15 protein-coding genes and 1 pseudogene are annotated in these 14,063 nt (G+C 38.7%); 8 read left to right on the top strand and 8 right to left on the bottom strand.

Features of this window, described 5'->3' with window-relative positions; translation table 11 throughout:
* Positions 1-6: 6 nt before the first annotated feature.
* The 5 genes from ACLBWE_RS14825 to sdhC all read right to left on the bottom strand — a co-directional run bounded on the left by ACLBWE_RS14825 (position 7) and on the right by sdhC (position 3,758).
* Positions 7-135 (bottom strand): hypothetical protein, encoded by a 129-nt coding sequence (locus tag ACLBWE_RS14825; RefSeq protein ID WP_002116082.1) that lies wholly within the window; start codon positions 133-135, stop codon positions 7-9.
* Between the two features lie 283 nt (positions 136-418).
* The gene (locus ACLBWE_RS14820) at positions 419-1,129 is read right to left on the bottom strand and encodes a succinate dehydrogenase iron-sulfur subunit (RefSeq protein ID WP_003655458.1); all 711 of its coding nucleotides are present in this window, start codon (positions 1,127-1,129) and stop codon (positions 419-421) included.
* Between the two features lie 14 nt (positions 1,130-1,143).
* Positions 1,144-2,979 (bottom strand): succinate dehydrogenase flavoprotein subunit, encoded by a 1,836-nt coding sequence (sdhA, locus tag ACLBWE_RS14815; protein ID WP_042897590.1) that lies wholly within the window; start codon positions 2,977-2,979, stop codon positions 1,144-1,146.
* Positions 2,980-2,991: 12 nt separating this feature from the next.
* The gene (gene sdhD / locus ACLBWE_RS14810; RefSeq protein ID WP_003655454.1) at positions 2,992-3,357 is read right to left on the bottom strand and encodes a succinate dehydrogenase, hydrophobic membrane anchor protein; all 366 of its coding nucleotides are present in this window, start codon (positions 3,355-3,357) and stop codon (positions 2,992-2,994) included.
* Positions 3,357-3,758: a succinate dehydrogenase, cytochrome b556 subunit gene (gene sdhC, locus ACLBWE_RS14805; RefSeq protein ID WP_003655453.1), complete on the bottom strand. Its 402-nt coding sequence runs from the start codon at positions 3,756-3,758 to the stop codon at positions 3,357-3,359. Before sdhC ends, sdhD begins: the two co-directional genes overlap by 1 nt.
* Positions 3,759-4,255: 497 nt before the next feature.
* Between sdhC and ACLBWE_RS14800 the strand changes: the two are divergent.
* Both ACLBWE_RS14800 and gltA read left to right on the top strand, forming a co-directional pair.
* Positions 4,256-4,357: pseudogene (locus tag ACLBWE_RS14800) on the top strand (hypothetical protein); the annotation flags it as partial.
* Positions 4,358-4,700: 343 nt separating this feature from the next.
* Positions 4,701-5,975, top strand: coding sequence for a citrate synthase (gltA, locus tag ACLBWE_RS14795; RefSeq protein WP_004789414.1), 1,275 nt, complete (start codon positions 4,701-4,703; stop codon positions 5,973-5,975).
* Between the two features lie 80 nt (positions 5,976-6,055).
* Here gltA and ACLBWE_RS14790 read toward each other — a convergent pair whose 3' ends face one another.
* On the bottom strand, positions 6,056-6,541 hold the full coding sequence (locus ACLBWE_RS14790) for a DUF1289 domain-containing protein (RefSeq protein ID WP_005036497.1): 486 nt from the start codon (positions 6,539-6,541) through the stop codon (positions 6,056-6,058).
* 111 nt (positions 6,542-6,652) lie between these two features.
* Between ACLBWE_RS14790 and trhO the strand changes: the two genes are divergently transcribed.
* Positions 6,653-7,585, top strand: coding sequence for an oxygen-dependent tRNA uridine(34) hydroxylase TrhO (gene trhO, locus ACLBWE_RS14785; protein ID WP_348950104.1), 933 nt, complete (start codon positions 6,653-6,655; stop codon positions 7,583-7,585).
* A gap of 123 nt (positions 7,586-7,708) precedes the next feature.
* Here the strand turns inward: trhO and ACLBWE_RS14780 are convergent, their stop codons facing one another.
* Entirely contained in the window at positions 7,709-8,233 is a 525-nt protein-coding gene (locus ACLBWE_RS14780) for a YecA/YgfB family protein (protein ID WP_003655445.1), read from the bottom strand.
* Between the two features lie 74 nt (positions 8,234-8,307).
* Complete coding sequence (locus tag ACLBWE_RS14775; protein WP_002116495.1) at positions 8,308-8,514, bottom strand: PA3496 family putative envelope integrity protein; 207 nt, start codon at positions 8,512-8,514, stop codon at positions 8,308-8,310.
* Between the two features lie 358 nt (positions 8,515-8,872).
* Here ACLBWE_RS14775 and rpoD point away from each other — a divergent pair, with 358 nt between their 5' ends.
* From rpoD to ACLBWE_RS14750, 5 genes are all read left to right on the top strand, one after another.
* A complete protein-coding gene (gene rpoD, locus ACLBWE_RS14770) occupies positions 8,873-10,756 on the top strand; it encodes an RNA polymerase sigma factor RpoD (RefSeq protein ID WP_005036489.1) in 1,884 nt (627 codons plus the stop codon).
* 97 nt (positions 10,757-10,853) lie between these two features.
* The gene (locus ACLBWE_RS14765; RefSeq protein WP_045435226.1) at positions 10,854-11,141 is read left to right on the top strand and encodes a YbeD family protein; all 288 of its coding nucleotides are present in this window, start codon (positions 10,854-10,856) and stop codon (positions 11,139-11,141) included.
* 203 nt (positions 11,142-11,344) lie between these two features.
* Positions 11,345-11,998 (top strand): lipoyl(octanoyl) transferase LipB, encoded by a 654-nt coding sequence (gene lipB / locus ACLBWE_RS14760; protein WP_151743340.1) that lies wholly within the window; start codon positions 11,345-11,347, stop codon positions 11,996-11,998.
* 81 nt (positions 11,999-12,079) lie between these two features.
* Positions 12,080-12,613: a hypothetical protein gene (locus tag ACLBWE_RS14755; protein ID WP_003655436.1), complete on the top strand. Its 534-nt coding sequence runs from the start codon at positions 12,080-12,082 to the stop codon at positions 12,611-12,613.
* 1 nt (position 12,614) lies between these two features.
* Positions 12,615-13,799 (top strand): iron-containing alcohol dehydrogenase, encoded by a 1,185-nt coding sequence (locus ACLBWE_RS14750; RefSeq protein ID WP_003655435.1) that lies wholly within the window; start codon positions 12,615-12,617, stop codon positions 13,797-13,799.
* Positions 13,800-14,063: the final 264 nt, after the last annotated feature.

The raw sequence follows: 14,063 nt of genomic DNA, 5'->3' as shown, positions 1-14,063 counted from the left end.
AGGTAATTAATGAATCACAACACCCTCAATGGCATCATCACTCACCTTATACTCGATTAAAACCGAGCAATTTTTTGCAAATCTTTTTAGAAAAATTAACTTTAAAATTAACTTTTCTAAAATGACTTTAACCATAAAAATTAAGCACAGATCTAAGATCGTGCTACTTAAATTAATTTTACTAGTATACGCTTTTTTCAGCTATAACTTTGTGGCAAATCGTATCATGTTCTTAACAAACGATTGATTTTTTTGACACATACCATCTATAAATTGGCGAAATACATATGCGATTTTATCTTTTAATATACGGTGCAATATATAAAAACCTCATCTTTTTCGACCAAAGTCTAAAGTTTACATTATAAAGTTAAAAAAAAACGCACATCAAGGATGTGCGCTTTCTATTTGTGCAGAATTAACCCGCTTGATCTAATAGCATATTACGGATGTGACCGATTGCTTTTGTAGGATTTAGACCTTTAGGACATACTGACACACAGTTCATAATACCTTTACAACGGAACAAACTGAATGGATCGTCAAGACGAGACAAACGGTCTGCAGTAGCAGTATCACGAGAATCAATAATAAAACGGTATGCATTCAACAATGCTGAAGGACCCAAGAACTTGTCAGGGTTCCACCAGAATGATGGGCATGAAGTTGAACAACATGCACAAAGAATACATTCATACAAACCGTTTAAGTGTTCACGCTCTTCTGGAGATTGTAAACGCTCTTTAGGTGGAGCTGGTTGGTTATTGATCAAGAATGGCTGAATCTTGTCATATTGATCATAGAATTGGTTCATATCAACAACCAAATCTTTAACTACCGGCAAACCTGGTAATGGACGAATTACGATTTTCTCTGGTAAATCATTCAGGTTTTCTAAACAAGCCAAACCATTTTTACCATTGATATTCACACCATCTGAACCACAAATACCTTCACGGCAAGAGCGACGGAATGTTAACGTTTCGTCTTGAACTTTCAATGCAAGTAATGCATCAAGCAACATACGGTGCTTATCAGTCAATTCAAGCTTGAAAGTTTGCATGTACGGCGCTTTATCCTTATCAGGATCATAGCGGTAGATTTCGAATGTACGAGTACCTCTACTCATCTTTATACTCCCGATTAGAATGTACGTGGTGCTGGCGGAATTGCATCAACAGTCAACGGTTTGAAGCGCACTGGCTTATATTCCAAACGGTTATCTGATGAATACCATAACGTATGTTTCATCCACTCATCATCACGGCGACCGTATGAATAAGTTGGGTGATCAGCTGGTAATTCATAATCAACTACAGTATGCGCACCACGACACTCTTTACGCGCAGCAGCTGAAATCAGAGTTGCTTTTGCAACTTCATACAAGTTTTCAACTTCAAGTGCCTCAACACGCGCAGTGTTAAATACTCTAGATTTATCTTTCAAGTGGATATTACGCACACGTGGCTCAAGAGCAAGAATCTCTTTTACACCCTTATCAAGCAATGCTTGAGTACGGAATACACCAGCGTGATCTTGAACGATATCACGAATTGCATCAGCAACTTCTTGAGCATTTTCACCAGCAGTTGAGTCATCCAACTTACGTACACGAGCTAATGTTTGCCCTAATACATCTGTTGGAAGTGGTGCGTATTCATCACCATGATGCTTAGTTACGTAATCGATAATGTGCTCACCAGCAGCTTTACCAAATACAACCAAGTCAAGAAGTGAGTTCGTACCTAAACGGTTTGCACCATGTACTGATACACAAGAACATTCGCCAATTGCATAGAAACCTTTTACAGGTTTAGTGTAGTTGTCTGTACCCACTTCAGGTAAACACACCTGACCATGCATATTCGTAGGAATACCACCCATTTGATAATGGATTGTTGGTACTACAGGAATCGCTTCTTTTGTGATATCAACGTTCGCGAATTTTTTACCAATCTCAAATACAGATGGTAAACGCTTCATGATTGTTTCAGCACCCAAGTGAGTCATATCAAGTAAGATATAATCACCTTTTGGACCACAACCACGACCTTCTTTAATTTCCTGGTCCATAGAACGTGAAACGAAGTCACGTGGAGCCAAGTCTTTTAAAGTCGGTGCATAACGTTCCATGAACGGTTCGCCGTCTTTATTACGAAGGATTGCACCTTCACCACGACAACCTTCGGTCAACAATACACCAGCGCCCGCAACACCCGTTGGGTGGAATTGCCAGAACTCCATATCTTGCAATGGAATACCAGCACGAGCAGCCATACCAAGACCGTCACCAGTGTTGATATAAGCATTTGTTGATGCACGGTAAACACGACCAGCACCACCAGTAGCAAATAATGTCGCTTTTGCTTGGAATACTGAAATGTTACCAGTTTCTTGGTCAATCGCTGTTACACCAAGAACATCACCAGCTTCGTTACGGATCAAATCAAGAGCGATCCACTCAACGAAGAATTGAGTACCCATTTTCACGTTGCTTTGATAAAGCGTGTGCAACAATGCATGACCTGTACGGTCCGCAGCTGCACAAGCACGTGGAACTGGTTTATCACCATAGTTAGCAGAGTGACCACCGAACGGACGTTGGTAAATTGTACCATCAGCGTTACGGTCAAACGGCATACCCATGTGTTCAAGTTCATACACAACTTTTGGCGCTTCACGACACATAAATTCAATTGCGTCTTGGTCACCTAACCAGTCAGAACCTTTTACTGTATCGTAAAAATGGAAATGCCAGTTATCTTCTTGCATATTACCTAGCGACGCACCGATACCACCTTGAGCAGCTACAGTGTGCGAACGTGTCGGGAAAACTTTAGTCAGTACTGCAACTTTCAAACCCGCTTGAGCGAGTTGGTAAGATGCACGCATACCAGAACCACCACCACCAACGATAACTGCATCGAAAGTGAGGTTTTGAATATTTGAATAATCTTCTTTAGGGGTTATCGCGCCCATGATGTCTTCCTATCAATTCGCCCAGAAAATCTGGATACCCCAGATTGCGTACACAAACACTGCAATAATGACAGCCGTCGTCAGTACAAGGCGTAAACCTTTCGCTGAAGGACCCATTTGACGAGTAGTGACATAGTCAGTAAAAACTTGCCACATACCAATCCATGCGTGTGCGATAAGCGATAAAATTGCCAATAAAGAAAAAATCTTCATTGGTAATGTCATCATGAAACCAGCCCATTGTTGATAGTCAAATCCGCCTTTGCAGAGAATCCAACCCAAAAGAACAACAGTATAGGCTGCTAGTACAACCGCACTTACACGCTGGATAAACCAATCACGAGAACCTGAACCAGTTAAACCTGTAGCACTTTTCATTAGAACATAATCCATACAAAGGCTGCGATAATGGCTACCACAGATAAGATCAATGAAATTGTCGCTGCAATACGACCACTTTGCAGTTCTTCAGCAAAACCTAAATCTGCAAGTAAGTGCTTCACTCCAGCAATAAAGTGGAATAATAAGCCGGCTACAAATACCCAAACGATAAAACGTACAAGGATATTTCCAAACACGACATTTTTAACGTAGTCAAATCCTTCTGGTGAAGATAATGATTTATCTAAAATCCATAATAGAACTGGTACTAATAAGAAAACGATGACACCTGATAAACGGTGTAAAATTGATGCAATAGCCACGGGTGAGCGTAAATTTACCGCTAACACCTGACCCATGGACAAATTGACAGGTCTGTTGCTTTTCACAGCGGGCATCCTGTAGGTAGAAACTCCGACCGGAGTTTGTTGAATTAATTCCAAGGAAAGCTGGCATTGTTAGGCAAGCACAGCTCATGCCTAACCTATAAACGACACTGAATTATAAAACGCGAAGTATCAAAATACAAACAATCCACTTTCCCATTTAAGCAAAAAACAATTAAATAAGAATCATTCACAATGATATCACCCTATTAACCCTATTAAAAAGGTATACATAGTTCCACCATGTTATTGTTTAAAATAACTTTTTATTTAATTTCATTTTTTCTGAAATTTCTTTCAAATAAGTAAGTTTTAGACTAAAGATAAAGTTATAAATTCATCATATAAATAGAAAAATGTTAGTAACTCCTCATATTTTCAATAAAAGCTACTATTCAAATAAGTGAACATACTTATATTCCACCCAAATCAGTCAATCTAAAATACATTTTAGAAAGCAATTTTTACTGCGAATAAGAGTTTTTATTATTTTAATGCAGTTCAATTAGCTATTTTTTATACAATTAAACTTAAAAAAACAGCAATATTCTTTGTTACAACTAAATAAAAATAGAGTTTTTTTTGATTGGCAATTTGAAATTACACCATGAGTTTTATGATTTTTTTAATTGGATTGGCATTTTCTACCGACTTGTCATTTTTAATCTTGATTTTAAAATTTGCTTACAATTGTACTCATACTTCATTTTTTTTCTGCACGTTCTTGTTGAATTGACTTATTATACCATCCCGATGCAGTGATTTTACTGACTTTTTTGCTCGGGTCTTGATGACTAACTCTCTGTGGGATCGTCATTTTTTATCCATAAGTATAATTGACAAAATTTCAGTACTCACTAATCTTATAGCAAATTTTGACACCGTCTGATTCGCACATGAGAACATTAGGATTTCGGGTCAGATCAACATTCACCAGGACAGGAGATCTATTGAATGTCTGAAGCAAATGGCAAAAAAGCCGTATTACATCTTGATGGCAAAGAAATTGGATTACCAATCTACAGTGGCACTTTAGGTCCAGATGTAATTGATGTCAGCAGCATATTGAAAGAAGGTCATTTTACTTTCGATCCTGGTTTTATGGCGACAGCTGCATGCGAGTCTAAAATTACGTTCATTGATGGTGACAAAGGTATTTTATTACACCGCGGCTACCCAATTGATCAGTTAGCAACTCAAGCAGACTATCTTGAAACTTGTTATTTATTATTAAATGGCGAGCTCCCAACTGCTGAACAAAAAACAGAGTTTGATGCCAAAGTTCGTGCTCATACTATGGTTCACGATCAAGTTAGCCGTTTCTTCAATGGTTTCCGTCGTGATGCTCACCCAATGGCAATCATGGTTGGTGTTGTTGGTGCATTATCTGCGTTCTATCACAACAATCTTGACATTGAAGACATCAATCACCGTGAAATCACTGCGATTCGTCTCATTGCAAAAATTCCAACACTTGCTGCTTGGAGTTACAAATACACAGTAGGTCAACCATTCATCTATCCACGTAATGACTTAAATTACGCGGAAAACTTCTTACACATGATGTTTGCTACTCCTGCTGACCGTGATTACAAAGTAAATCCTGTTCTTGCTCGTGCAATGGATCGTATCTTCACGCTTCATGCTGATCACGAACAAAATGCTTCAACATCTACAGTACGTCTTGCTGGCTCTACTGGTGCAAACCCATACGCATGTATCTCTTCAGGTATTTCTGCGCTTTGGGGACCTGCTCACGGTGGTGCAAACGAAGCTGTACTTAAAATGCTTGATGAAATCGGTAGTGTAGAAAACGTTGCCGAGTTCATGGAAAAAGTAAAACGTAAAGAAGTTAAACTCATGGGCTTCGGTCACCGTGTATACAAAAACTTCGACCCACGTGCAAAAGTCATGAAACAAACTTGTGACGAAGTTCTTGAAGCATTAAATATCAATGATCCTCAATTAGCGCTTGCTATGGAACTTGAGCGTATTGCATTGAACGACCCGTACTTCGTTGAACGTAAACTTTACCCTAACGTAGACTTCTACTCAGGTATCATCCTTAAAGCGATTGGTATCCCTACAGAAATGTTTACGGTAATCTTTGCACTTGCACGTACAGTAGGTTGGATCAGCCACTGGTTAGAAATGCACAGCGCACCTTACAAAATTGGTCGTCCTCGTCAGCTTTATACTGGCCCGACTCAGCGCGATATCAAACGTTAATATTCGAAAGAAAATTAATGATAAAAAAGCTGCCTTCAGGCAGCTTTTTTATTGAGATATCTTCAATTCAATCTACAAACCTATTCTTCGTCAAATACACTTAATAAATGATGACTAATTCCATCAGCTCTCAACCAAGCCAACTCATAACTCGCTTTAGCTAAAGCTAAAACGCGCCTTTCGAATTCAACCCATATTGTTTTGACTTGAGCATCTGAAATACCTAAACCACTTTCTGTTGCCAGATGCTTATTTTTTTCACATATTTTTAAAGCGTGATAGAGCTTACGACCTTTGCTCGCCCCTTCCATTAACCGAACACGTTTACTTAAAATAAATCCCTCTACATGCTGCAAGTTCGCATGAGGTAACATGGGCACTAGGATTTGATTCAACTGATCATCTAAACGCCTCCATACAGCCAAACGTTGCTCTGCTGTATAAGTATTCCATTGAATCACTTCATGGTTAAAACGACGACAACCACGGCAAACCTGATCACCAAAAACTGTTGAACAACGCCCTGCACATGGGGTGAGAGAGAGCATTCGATGATCACTACTCAAAACCGACTCCTTAAATAAACCATATACTTTTTATGGTTTTCTCGCTTATTACAACTTTTCGCGCTAAAATATGCGCCTTAAATTTCTATCTTAATACATTTGGAGTTTTCCATGAACGCTACTGTAGAACAGCTTGCACCTGTAGAACAGCAAGCGACCGCGGGTTGGGTTGTTGCAGCACTATATCAATTTAAAGAAGTTCAAGATCCTGCCGATCTTCAACAACGTTTATTAGACTTAGTGAAAACAATCAACCTTTGCGGAACTCTGATTGTAGCAGGTGAAGGAATTAATGGTACTGTTGCCGGCGACCGTGTAGCAATTGATAGTCTCTATCAATTTTTACTCAATGAAGGTTTTGCCTCTATGGAATATAAGGAATCTCATAGCTCTGACAAACCTTTCCGTAAAATGAAAATTAAACTTAAAGAAGAAATTGTGACTTTAGGTGTCGAAGTTAAACCCCGTGACTTAGTGGGCCACTACCTTGATCCAAAAGAATGGAATGATTTAATTGCACGTGATGATGTAATTTTAATCGATACGCGTAATGATTATGAGTATAAGGCAGGTACTTTCAAAGGTGCTATTGACCCTAAAACTGAAACATTCCGAGAATTTCCAGAATACGTTAAAAAAGAATTAGAACAGCATAAAGATAAAAAAATTGCGATGTTCTGTACAGGTGGTATTCGCTGTGAAAAATCAACCTCTCTACTTCTTCAAGAAGGATTTACAGAGGTTTATCACCTTAAAGGCGGTATTCTTAAATATTTAGAAGAAACCCCTGCCGATGAAAGTTTATGGGAAGGTGAATGTTTTGTTTTTGATGGCCGGACTGCTGTAACTCATGGTGTCGAAGAAGGTATAAATGTTAAATGTCATGCTTGTGGTTGGCCTTTGACTCCAGAAGAGTCTGCTTTACCAAGCTATGAACATGGGGTTTCTTGTGTATATTGCATCGACAAGACAACTGAAAAACAGAAAGCTGGTTTCCGTATGCGTCAGTCACAAATTGCGGCTGCAAAACGCAAACGTTTATAATTCACTATAACTTGTATTCAGAAGGCATTTAGATTTCTATGTGCCTTTTTTATCTTTATATAATTAAATTCCTCACAATAAAAAACGCCCTAGAAAGGACGTTATTTACTTAATTTTTAAAGTTTAATTTGGCGTATGATACATCAAGTATAATTCATTCAAATTATCTGGGATTTCTTCTGCCAGTTCATCCATTAACTGTCCATTGCGACGGAAAGATTCCATCTGTGGATCTTCTTCATCAATTCCACTAAATACCATCATTGGTAAAGTTAAATCAATTAATTGTTCTTCATATTCAGGTGCAAACCATGCATCTTCATTTAAGAACATTGCATCAACAAATCCCACACTCCAGTCGCCTAAGCTAGATTCAACATCAGCTTCTTCAACCTCAAATGGAAATGCAATTCCATTTTCATTTGCTAAATCTTGTCGAATTGACTCCAACCACGCCTTGATTTGCTGAATAATTTCAGCAGGAACCTTCTTATGGTTATTATCAAACAGCTCATCTAACCAACGGTCAAACTGAGGGCCTACTGCAATTGCACACAGAAAGCCATGAGTTGCAGCGAAATCTAAACCATACTCATTGTGGTCTCCATCTAGATATTCACTTAATTGGTCTAAATCTAACGCACTCATTGTGTTACCTGACTATAAAAAAGAAATCTACGATAGCATAGCATTTAAGCTGACGATGCCCTATTCAGATTTGATTAGTCTTCATCATCAAGATCATCATCGTCTAAATCATAATCAAAATCTTTCAACTCACGCTCTAAACGGCGTTGAGCTAATAGATCATCGATTAATCTACGTTTTTCTAATGATTCTTTTGCAGTGATTTTGCCTGATGACTCATCAAAACCGACATCATCATCATCACCGTAGTTATCATCTAGTTCAAAATCTGTAGAAGACACTAAAACTACCTCTAATGAAAAAATGTGAATGGGTCTAGGCGCTATTTATCTCTCTTACAGAACCATGTCAAGTTTTATTTATATTTTTTTCATTAAACTGCATATTTGTACTTTTTTTCACCCAAAAAATTGTGTATTTATAAAACTGAACTATTTTTTTGATCAAGAAAAAATTCTATGATCTTTTCCATGATTTAAGCTTGAAAAAAATGATTTTAGCCCAATATCCAAAAAACAGACGTGAATTCAAAGATATTTTTTATTTAACGGTTACCGATCAAATCCAAAATATTTCAAGCAAATTGTGCTATCATGCACGGTTTTTCACTGCCACAGATTCAACGAAGAGTAAGCAAAGATGAGCGATATGCATTCCCCTACTTCTCAAGTAGCGGCTCTGATTAGCCGAGGCAAAGAACAAGGTTACTTAACTTACGCTGAGGTTAACGATCATCTGCCGGACTCGATTACTGAAAGCGAACAGATTGAAGACATTATTCAAATGCTTCAAGACGTTGGTATTCCTGTACACGAGCGTGCACCTGAATCTGACGATACCATGTTCGGTGAGTCAACTGACACAGCCGATGAAGTTGCTGAAGAAGAAGCTGCTGCCGTACTTGCATCGGTTGAAAATGAGCCTGGGCGTACGACAGACCCTGTACGTATGTACATGCGTGAAATGGGTACAGTTGAACTGTTAACCCGTGAAGGTGAAATCAGCATTGCAAAACGTATTGAAGAAGGGATTCGTGATGTCCTTAATTCAATTGCGTACTGGCCAAATGCTGTTGAAGTTGTATTAAAAGAATATAATGATTTCTTGACTGGCGAACGTCGCCTTGCCGATATTTTATCTGGCTATCTTGATCCAGAAACTGACGAAGATATTCCTGAAGTTCTAGAAGAAGAAACAGAACTTGAGGAAGAAGAAGCGCCAGCTGCACCAGCAAAAGAAGTTAAGCTTGACGATGATGAAGAAGATGAAGAGTCAGAAAGCGACGATGATTCTGAAGGTGAGTCTGGTCCAGACCCTGAAGTTGCAAAAGTTCGTTTTAATGAACTTGAAGCTGCATGGACTAAAACAAAAGCTATTATTGAGAAACATGGCCGTAACAGCCCAGAAGCAGATGATGCTTTAGAAGCGTTAGCTACTGTGTTCATGATGTTTAAATTTACACCACGTTTATTTGACATCATCTCTGAAATGATTCGTGGTACACATGAGCAAATTCGCGCTAACGAACGTGAAGTTATGCGTTATGCAGTACGTCGTGGCCGTATGGATCGCACTCAATTCCGTACATCTTTCCCTAAGCAAGAATCTAATCCAGCTTGGTTAGATGAACAGATTGCTAAAGCTCCTGCTGAGATCAAGGCGCATTTAGAAAAGGTTCGTCCAGATGTTTTAGCATTCCAGCAAAAGATTGCAGATATTGAGAAAGAACTTAATTTAAGCGTTGCTGAAATTAAAGATATTTCTAAGCGTATGGCAATTGGCGAAGCGAAAGCACGCCGCGCTAAGAAAGAAATGGTAGAAGCCAACCTTCGTTTGGTAATTTCGATTGCGAAAAAATATACCAACCGTGGTTTACAGTTCCTTGACTTGATTCAAGAAGGGAACATTGGTTTGATGAAAGCTGTAGACAAGTTTGAATATCGTCGTGGTTATAAATTCTCGACTTATGCAACTTGGTGGATTCGTCAGGCGATTACCCGTTCGATTGCCGATCAGGCTCGTACAATCCGTATTCCTGTGCATATGATTGAAACGATTAACAAGATCAACCGTGTATCTCGTCAATTGTTACAAGAAATGGGCCGTGAACCGACACCTGAAGAATTAGGTGAACGTTTAGAAATGGACGAAGTTAAGGTTCGTAAGGTACTTAAAATTGCCAAAGAACCAATTTCAATGGAAACTCCAATTGGTGATGATGAAGATTCGCATCTTGGTGATTTCATTGAAGACCAAAACATCACTTCTCCAATTGATGCTGCGACTTCAGAAGGCTTAAAAGAAGCAACACGCGAAGTACTTGAAAACTTAACTGAACGTGAAGCAAAAGTCTTGAAAATGCGTTTTGGTATTGATATGCCAACCGATCATACACTAGAAGAAGTGGGTAAGCAGTTTGACGTAACACGTGAACGTATTCGTCAGATTGAAGCGAAAGCGTTGCGTAAATTGCGCCACCCTTCTCGTTCTGAACACTTGCGTTCTTTCCTTGAAAATGACTAAGTTTTGAAAGCTTGAAATTTCAAAACCAAGCCCCATTTAATAGAAAGAGCTATAAACGCCTGCGATGATGCAGGCGTTTCAAATCATGAGGTAACTTATGTTAGACCGCACTCCATCTCGCGAACTACAAGAACATCTTTGGGTATTTCCGATGGATTATCCAATTAAACTTATTGGCGATGCGGGTGAAGAATTACGTGTTGCTGTACTCGATATTTTGGTAAAACATTTTCCAGACTTCGACCATACAACACTAAAAGTTCAAGAATCTCGCACCGGCAAGTATCATTCTTTAACAGCACAATTGCGCTTTGAAGAATTAGAACAAGTTCATGCACTTTATGCTGACTTGGCTGCTTGTCCGCAGATTAGAACTGCGCTTTAATTTTAAGTTCTTCAATCAATACCACAGTCAGACATTCTTACTGTGGTATTTTTTTGGAAATTTTAAAACCAATCTATCGTGAAAAAACCATACAAATATTTAGAATTCCTCTTATAAAATCCTTTAAAATTACAAGGTTTTCGGCTTCTATCTTGCAGATATTAACTGGCGCCGCATGAACTAACTTATAGGAATATTTTGTGATGAGCCTTGATAAACCCAACTTGATTATTCGGCAATGGAACGATTTACAAGATTATCAAAGCAAATTTGAAACCATGAAACTCTTAACAAACGAACGTAATGAAGATACGCCTGATGAGTTATGGTTACTTCAACATCATAATGTCTTAACTCAAGGTCAAGCTGGTAAACCAGAACATATCCTAATTTCATCAGACATTCCTATAGTACAAACTGACCGTGGCGGGCAAGTGACTTGGCATGGTCCAGGTCAACTCGTTGCTTACTTCATGTTTGATCTTAATCGTCTAAAATGGAACGTACGTACATTGGTCAGTTTTGCTGAACAATTCATGATAGATGTTTTGAAAAAGTATGGAATTGAAGCTTATGCCAAGCCTGATGCACCTGGAGTATATGTAGATGGCCGCAAGATTGGTTCCTTAGGTTTTAAAATTCGTCGTGGCCGTAGTTACCATGGGTTAGCACTAAATCTGGACTGTGCCTTAACTGGGTTCCAGACCATCAATCCTTGCGGCTATGCAGGCTTAGAAATGGTACGTATACAAGATTTAGTGACTCCTTATCCATCATTTGGTCAACTTTGTCAGGACTTTATTGAGTATATTAATAGCACTGGGTACTTTAATGACCCTAAAGTCAAATATGAATAAATCGCTTTGCGATGAAATAAAAATGGATTAGAGTAATTACTCTAAATTTGCTTTCGCATAATTTTAACAAGGGATACGCGAGTGATTTCGACAAAAGCGGTAAAGCCGACTCTGCAACTTGCCTACGTTAAGCTCATGATGGATGTTATTGGTCGTGGCTTAGTCATGGCAAGTCAAGTGGACAATGAAATACAAGAGGAAGTATCTAAATTTCCTGTTCACTTTGTACTTTCAATGAATGTTTTCCCAAATGGACCAGCATTTTTTGCTCGAGTGACAGAAGACAAACAGTTAGAGCTACTTGAAAGAGCTGAAAAAAAACCAGACTTAACGATTACATTCAAACATGTCACTCATGCCTTTTTAGTGTTTTCTTTTCAAGAAAGTACTGCTCAGGCATTTGCCAATGACCGAATGATTGCCGATGGTGATGTATCTGCTGCGATCCGCTTGGTACGCTGCCTAAATAAAATGGAATCTCTTATTTTACCTAAATTGGTTGCTTCCCTAGCAGTCAAAGAATACCCAACCGAACTTACCCTAAAAGAAAAATTCAACGAGGCTGCAAATATTTACTTAAAAGTAGCCAAGTCCTATTTCAAGCGGAGCGCATAACATGGCTAAACCATATTACGAATTTTTTTGTCCTGTAAAAGTCATTGCTGGTAATGCTGCGCTAGAACATATTCCTTTTGAGCTTGCGACTTTAGGTGCAAAACGCCCTCTTATCATTACTGATAAGGGTGTTCGAGCAAATGGGCTATTAAATCCAATTGAAGCTGCATTTAGTACAACTGATGCTGTCATTGGCCATGTTTTTGATGATGTACCACCCGATTCGAGTTTAGAAGTCGTTCGTCTTGCAGCAGAAGCTTATCGTACAAACAAATGTGACGCGATTATTGCTGTAGGTGGCGGTTCAGTTATAGACACATCTAAAGCAACCAACATTTTGGTATCTGAAGGTGGAAATGACTTATTGCAATATGCAGGTGCTCATAACCTACCGAAACCATTAAAACCATTTTTTGTGATTCCAACAACTTCGGGTACTGGCTCAGAAGTAACGATGGTCGCTGTGGTTTCAGATACTCAAAAGAATGTTAAGTTAGCATTCGCTTCTTATTATTTAATGCCACATGCTGCAATTTTAGATCCACGCATGACGCTTACATTGCCTCCTCATTTAACTGCAATGACAGGTATGGATGCTTTAACGCATTGTGTTGAAGCATATACATGTATGGCTGCCAATCCATTGAGCGATGCTTATGCAAGTGCTGGAATTAAAAAGATCAGTGAAAATCTGTTTAATGTTTTAGAAAACCCAAATGATGCTCAAGGCCGTTTAGAGCTAGCTCAAGCTTCAACAATGGCAGGTATTGCATTTTCTAACTCAATGGTCGGCCTAGTTCACTCTCTAGGGCATGCTTTAGGTGCTGTTGCTCACCTGCCTCACGGTTTATGCATGAATTTATTCTTACCATATGTGCTTGAATATAATAAACAAGTAAATGGTCAGAAAATTGGCGAGTTATTATTGCCACTCGCTGGTGCAGATATTTATGCACAAACTCCAGCAAGCCAGCGCGCAGATAGAGCAATTACGACTATCTTAGCAATGCGTGATCGCCTATTTACTTTAACAAAGTTACCACGCACTTTACGTGAAACAGGTAAAGTAACTGAGGCACAGCTTGATGAAGTTGCAGAAAAAGCACTAAATGATGGCTCAATTATTTATAACCCGAAAGAAGCAAGCTTAAAAGATATCCGAGATATCTTAGAAAAAGCTTGGTAATTCGACAAGTTAAACTCCAAAAAGCATCATAAAGGTCTGATTTATATATTAAATCAGACCTTTTTTATGAATAAGAATTTTTATTCATTATTTTATTTGGAATATATGGCAAAAAATTTGCTAAAAAATAGATGAAAGTACTGACAATTTATATCAATTTAGGATAGATTGGCGCACTTTATCTTTTTCTGTAGGGGGGATCGTTCGTCTCAAACGATCCTTAACACCAAGCTGATCCTTGATCAACGATTATGAGGATAACGC

It is taken from the genome of Acinetobacter sp. M5A5_2a (assembly GCF_053345265.1).
The sequence above is the reverse complement of the archived record's forward strand: the minus strand, read 5'-3'. Positions and strand labels throughout refer to the sequence as shown.